Raw genomic sequence first — 5,901 nt, 5'->3', positions numbered from 1 at the left:
TAAGGTTACAGGCTTGCTCATTGTCAAACTTTAACCCAATTTGACTACCTCTCTCCAAAATGAGCGAACCGTGAGTTCCAAGGCTCGTTATTGTTGATGCCATAAAACTTCACCCACCAAAAGCAAACATCACCCACGCGCGCGGGAATCCAATCTAAGATATAAGGCTTGCCAGTTGAGTTAGCTGCTTCCTCGACAGATTTGAGATTGGTTCCAGCCGCTATCAGTTCGTCTATGCCACAGGCAAGATAGTGATAAGGATATCGCTCTCGCAACATCCGATCGTTAATAGTTCGCCAGCGGGTAATTGCCTGAGTGTCTTCAGGAGTGAGTGATGACATAAAGGATGTGCGGCTGATTTTCCACCTAGATCTTACCATTGTCATGTGCTTTGAAACACCAATTTTATCCGAGTTTTATCCGAGTCTTGATAATTAGCCAATTTCGGCAACCAATAACCGACTTGCTGGCATGAGCAAAGACACTTACGACTATCATATCATCAGAATTATTGGTATAATTCTGATGATATAATCAGCTCAAAACCAGGTGGATCGGTACTTAAAAGATGAAATTAGTCGGCTATGCGCGGGTATCGACCAGCTCTCAAGCTGAAAACACCTCATTGCCGGAGCAACGGCAAAAGATCGAAGCCTACTGTCAGGCTTTCGACCATGAGTTAGTCGAGCTATTTGAAGAAGTCCAGTCCGGCAAGGATGCCGCTAGCCGCCCGATCTTTGCCCAAGCTTTAGAATCAGTCAAAACCAAAGCTGATGGCATCGTGGCGGTGAAGCTAGACCGGATCGCCAGAAACACTCGCGATGTCTTAGCACTGGTGGAGGATGTTCTCAAGCCCAACAATAAATCTCTAGTGCTGCTAGATATTCAAGTTGACACATCTACCCCGATCGGCAAGATGATCCTGACCGTGATGGCGGCAGTTGCGGCTTTGGAGCGCGATACGATTATCGATCGCACCCAAGGTGGCCGCAAAGCTAAAGCATCAGGCGGTGGATATGCCTACGGATCTCCCCAATTTGGTAAGCAATCGATCGATACTAAATTAGTTGCCAACGAGCGCGAGCTAGAAACAATTGAGATTATTCGTCGGCATCGAAAGTCCGGCAAAAGTTATCAGTCGATTGCCAATTATTTGAATCAGAATAACATTAAAAGTAAGCGGGGTGGGCTTTGGTATTCTGAGACAGTCAGTACCGTTTATAAGCGACAATTAAATTTAGAAATATGAACTCTCTAAGCTTAATCGAGCGATCGTCAAAGCGATTGCTTAATCTGCTTTATACCAAGCCATTATTAGATTGTTAGACGACAATGAGCTTGGCGGGTGATGATGGGCGACAGCAGTTGAAGGGTAAGGCAGCGAAGACATTGGCTGGTGCGATTTCCCAGCCGGATGTGGATGATGTGAGTTAGCACTACTTCGCCACTATCGTCGTATTACCACCAATACTCAGATTCAACAGCGCATCGATGCTACCGACAATCGTTGTCTGACCATTAATAGTAATATTCTTCTTCGCGAACAATTGACCCTTAAGCGAAGTATTGCCACTAACCGAGAAGTCGCCTTGGGCAACCATCCTCACAGTCGCAGTACTACTTGCCATACTCAGACCACCATTGGTCGTAATGTTGCCATTACTACTGATGATACTGGTACCGCCTAACTTGGTATTGCCAGTGATGTTAATATTCCCCGATGCACTTAATGAGAGGTTGGTAGCAGTATTCGAGTTGAGATCGATCTTTCCGGCATTGGCAATCAGTTTGACATTATTGAGGACTGGATTGCCTTGGGAGAAGTTGATGTTGCCATTTTCGACAATTAAAATATAGTTGCTCAAATTGATATTAGCAGGCAGATTGAGATCGCCATTGATAATTCTCACGACTGTGGGATTGCTAGCGGTACCCGCAGCGGGGAATTTAGTAGTCCAGTCGGCACTGTTACGGATGGGTGTGGTTTGGACATTGAAGGTGTTGACGGTCGCACTCGCTGGTGGGGTAAACTCTTGAAGTTGAAGAGCGGCGTAGGTAGGGATCGTAATGGCTCGATCGGCAGTGGTAAAGTTGGTGTATTGGTTGGGATTGGTGGTAGTAGTGGCTCCCGTACCGAGGGTAATCTGGTTATCGACTAAAACGATCTTCCCGTTGACTTTGAGGGGGTTGCCGGAGCTATCGCGCTTGACTGGGAGGCTAATATTCCCGTTGAGGCTGATACCTTTAGCGGCATAGATTTGAGTATCGTCGGTACGATTGGTGGTGCTACCGTCGAAGTCGGCACTGCCGTTGATGGTAATATTACCACCAGCGCGAATGCCGCTGCCGCCTGTGGTTGGGGGTGCGGTAACGGTGAGGTTTTGGGTTTGGGTGGTGATTGCACCATCTTTATCTGTGACGGTGAGGATGATGGTGTAGGTGCCAGCGGCGGTGTAGGTACGATTGACGGTTTGACCGCTGACTGGGGTGCTGTTGTCGCCAAAGTTCCAGCTATAGGTGAGGGTGTCGAGAGTTCCGACATCGGTGGCGGTGGCGGTGAAGGCAGCGGCGGTGCCAGCGAGGACGTTTTGAGGGAGGGTGACGCTGGTAATTGTCGGTGCGACGTTATCGACTTTGACAACTACTGTTTGAGTGGTAACTGCGCCGTCTTTGTCGGTGACGGTGAGGACGACGTTATAGTTACCATTGTCGGCGAAGGTGCGAGTCACATTTTGTCCAGTGACTGGGGAGGTGCCATCGCCGAAGTTCCAAGAGTAGGTAAGGGTGTCTTTGCTACCGACATCCGTCGCGGTGGCGGTAAATGTTACTGATTCACCTTCTTTAATTGTATTTGGTTTGACGATCGAGACTATAACTGGAGCGACGTTATCGACTTTAGCCACAACGGTTTGAGTAGTAACTCCACCGTCTTTATCAGTTACAGTTAGGACAACATTATAGTTGCCATTATCGGCGAATGTGTGATTAACATTTTGGCCGAGCGATGTAGGAGTACTATCGCCGAAGTTCCAACTATAGGTAAGGGTATCGTTAATTCCTGGGTCGGTAACTGTGGCAGCAAAAGCAACTGATTCACCTTCTTTAATTGTGGTTGGTTTAGCAATCGATACGATCTTTGGAGCCACATTATCGACCTTAGCCACGACGGTTTGAGTCGTAGATGCTCCGTCTTTATCGGTAACAGTTAGTGTGATGTTATAGTTGCCATTGTCCGCAAATGTATGATTGACATTTTGACCGCTCGACACAGGAGTGCTATCGCCGAAGTTCCAACTGTAAGTAAGCGTGTCGAGGACACCAGGATCGGTCACTGTTGCCGCAAAAGCAACCGATTCGCCTTCTTTAATGGTTGTTGGTTTAGCGATGCTGACTATAGTCGGAGCTACATTATCCACTTTAGCCACGACAGTTTGAGTCGTAGCAGCTCCGTCTTTGTCAGTGACTGTCAGGGTGACGTTGTAGTTGCCGTTATCTACGAATATATGGTTGACATTTTGACCGCTCGCTCCAGGAGTGCTGTCACCAAAATTCCAACTATAGGTTAGAGTATCGAGAATGCCAGGATCGGTTGCTGTTGCACTGAAGGTGACTGATTCGCCTTCTTTAATTGTAGTTGGTTTCGCGATCGATACAATACTCGGAGCCACATTATCGACTTTAGCAACGACAGTTTGAGTGGTAACTCCACCATCTTTGTCAGTCACAGTTAGCACGACATTATAGTTGCCATTGTCTACAAATGTGTGGTTGACATTTTGACCGCTCGATCCAGGGGTACTATCTCCAAAATTCCAGTTATAAGTTAATGTATCGTTAGCACCTGTATCGGTGGCAGTTGCTTTAAATTCTGCTGATTCGCCTTCTTTAATAGTTGCAGGTTTGACAATCGAGGCAATAACTGGAGCGACGTTATCTACCTTGACATTGACAGTTTGTGTAGCAAAGGCTCCATCAGAATCGGTGACTCTGAGGATGACGTTATAGCTGCCATTATCGGCAAATGTGTGAGTCACATTTTGGCCGTTGACTAGCGGAGTACTATCTCCAAAGTTCCAGACATAGCTGAGATTATCATTAATTCCAGGGTCGGTAGCGATGGCTTTGAACGAGACTGGTTCGCCTTCGTTTATCTGGCTGGGTTTAATGATATTAACGATAATCGGGGCGACGTTATTGACGGTGACGCTAACGGTTTGAGTGGTAATGACGCTATTACTATCGATAACCGTTAATTTTACTGGATAGACCCCGTTATCAGCAAAGGCATAGTTGAGAGTTTGTCCGACGATAGGGGTAGTGGCATTATCGACGTACCAATTATAGGTTAATGCACCCGTACCCGTAGCGGTGGCGGTGAGTTGGACTAATTGACCTTCATTAATATTCGTGGGAATATCGATCGAGTTAATTGTCGGCGCGACGCTAGTAACAGTGATTGCCATCGATTGGCTGGTGCTGGCTCCATCGTTATCGGTGACGGTGACGGTGACGTTTTTGGTACCCGCTTGGCTGAAGAGGTGGCTGGGGTTGGTGACTCCGGTTAGGGGCGCGCTACCATCGCCGAAGTTCCAGGTGATGGTGTGGGTATCGAGGATGCCGGGATCTGTATAAGTAACTCCAAAGTTAAGGGTACCGCCTTGGTTGGTGTCGGTGACTGGGGCGGTAATATTGACGGTGGGGGCGACGTTATCGACTTTGACGAGGCTGGTTTGAGTGGTGGTACCGCCGTCTTTATCGGTGACTGAGAGGGTGACGTTATAGTTGCCGTTGTCTTTGTAGGTGTAGCTGACATCGCGTCCGATAATTGGGTTGGAACCGTCGCCGAAGTTCCAGGAGTAGGTGAGATTGTTGCTACTACCGCCATCTTTGGCTGTAGCGGATAGGGGGATGGTTTGTCCTTCTTTGACGGTGGTGGGAATAACGATGCTCTCGATCGTGGGAGCGACGTTATTAACGGTAATATTAATGGTGGCAGGATTAGAAACTTGGCCGTTGCTATCGATGCCAAGGTATGTGAAGCTATCTGCGCCGACGTAATCGCTGTTGGGCGTGTAAGTTATCTTGCCATTACTCGGATTGCGGACTACGGTGCCATGTTGAGGGAGAGTGCTTAGTTCGATGCTCTCTAGGGAGACACCAGTGGGGAGGGGAATAGTTAATCCTGTAGCTTGATTGGTAGCCAGGGTGGCATTATCTAGACGCGGTGCGGGTTGAGTGGTGTTGAAGATTTTGACGTTATCGATGCTGACTTGGGATGCGCCAGAGCCAAAGCTGAGGAGATCGAAGTAGAGCTGGGCTTCGGTATTGTTGGCAATTCCGGTGAGATCGATCGTGACTGTGCGATCGGTAGTATTGGCAATCTTACCACCGCTAATGGTGGCTCCACCAATTTGCACCTTATCACTAAAATAGACGGTGCCATCGGCTTGGATGTTGAGCAGGGAGTCAGTATTCGATAAACCTTGCGCTTTGCCCGCTAGGGGATTCATTTGAGCGTCGAGGAGGGCGACTTCAAAGGAGTCGTTGGGGGTGGGGGCGGTGTTGGGTAGCGCGCTCCGCAGTTGGGAGTTCTTAATCGTAAATTGCAGTTTGGTAGCGTTGGCGGGAATTAGGAATTTTTGGGTGAGGCTGGCGAGTTGTTTGGAGGTGTCGGCGAGGGTGGCAATGCCGTTACTAATGGTGGTTGCGCCGTTGGTTTGCCAGCCGTAGTTGGCTGCTTGGTTACTATCGATGCTAAAGTCGCCGTTATTGATGCCTACGCCGAGTAGGGGTGCGCTGTAGGCTCGTGCGTCGATGCTGGGGGCAGCGGCGAGGGTGATGTCTAGTTCGGAGGGGAGTCGGCGTTCGCCAATTTCTAGCCCCGATGCCATTAAGTCGTGG

3 protein-coding genes are annotated in these 5,901 nt (G+C 48.6%); 1 reads left to right on the top strand and 2 read right to left on the bottom strand.

Annotated features, from left to right (window positions below):
- Positions 1-44 precede the first annotated feature (44 nt).
- Positions 45-341: a hypothetical protein gene (locus C7B77_RS21960; protein ID WP_106309886.1), complete on the bottom strand. Its 297-nt coding sequence runs from the start codon at positions 339-341 to the stop codon at positions 45-47.
- A gap of 227 nt (positions 342-568) precedes the next feature.
- Here C7B77_RS21960 and C7B77_RS21955 point away from each other — a divergent pair, with 227 nt between their 5' ends.
- Positions 569-1,249, top strand: coding sequence for a recombinase family protein (locus tag C7B77_RS21955; protein ID WP_106309883.1), 681 nt, complete (start codon positions 569-571; stop codon positions 1,247-1,249).
- A 187-nt stretch (positions 1,250-1,436) separates the two neighbouring features.
- Here the strand turns inward: C7B77_RS21955 and C7B77_RS21950 are convergent, their stop codons facing one another.
- Positions 1,437-5,891 carry a PKD domain-containing protein gene (locus C7B77_RS21950; protein WP_219892241.1) on the bottom strand — a complete coding sequence of 1,485 codons (4,455 nt, stop codon included), beginning with the start codon at positions 5,889-5,891 and terminating at the stop codon, positions 1,437-1,439.
- Positions 5,892-5,901 lie beyond the last annotated feature (10 nt).

The organism is Chamaesiphon polymorphus CCALA 037, from assembly GCF_003003845.1.
Classification (GTDB): Bacteria; Cyanobacteriota; Cyanobacteriia; order Cyanobacteriales; family Chamaesiphonaceae; genus Chamaesiphon; species Chamaesiphon polymorphus.
The sequence above is the reverse complement of the archived record's forward strand: the minus strand, read 5'-3'. Positions and strand labels throughout refer to the sequence as shown.

What these genes read in the sequence shown, in the direction of transcription:
- C7B77_RS21960 (WP_106309886.1), bottom strand. Translation starts at nt 341, where the DNA reads ATGTCATCACTCACTCCTGAAGACACTCAGGCAATTACCCGCTGGCGA.
- C7B77_RS21955 (WP_106309883.1), top strand. Translation starts at nt 569, where the DNA reads ATGAAATTAGTCGGCTATGCGCGGGTATCGACCAGCTCTCAAGCTGAA.
- C7B77_RS21950 (WP_219892241.1), bottom strand. Translation starts at nt 5,891, where the DNA reads ATGGCATCGGGGCTAGAAATTGGCGAACGCCGACTCCCCTCCGAACTA.